This is a genomic window from Acinetobacter sp. ANC 4805 (assembly GCF_022549495.1).
Classification (GTDB): Bacteria; Pseudomonadota; Gammaproteobacteria; order Pseudomonadales; family Moraxellaceae; genus Acinetobacter.
The window spans coordinates 1-297 of sequence record NZ_JAKZGD010000029.1 but is presented as its reverse complement, the minus strand read 5'-3'; the positions used below and the strand labels follow the sequence as shown (position 1 = coordinate 297).

Here is a 297-nt window from a genome sequence, read left to right as displayed (position 1 = left end):
AGTGCGCCATCTTTCACATTGGTGATCGTGGTACCTGCTGCTCCGCCACCTAAAGTGACTTTGTCTTTTGTCACCGCGTTGTCGTACTTCACTGCTGCATTGTCTGTTGCAGTTTGTTGTGCTGCTAATGTGTCTAATTGACCTTTGTTCACTGCATCTTTAGTGTTCGTGCCTGCTTCGATGCCTGTGATTTTATTGGTCGTTTTGTCAATAACAACGTTGCCTACTGTGACTTTGTCCGCTGTAAGTCCGGCATTGTTAATAACCGTGTTGCCTGTGGTCACACTGGTCAAGCTC

General features: G+C 46.8%; 1 protein-coding gene. It reads right to left on the bottom strand.

The annotated features are described in order from the left end of the window. On the bottom strand, positions 1-297 hold a 297-nt coding region (locus tag MMP60_RS15855; RefSeq protein WP_241337288.1), incomplete at both ends, for a hypothetical protein.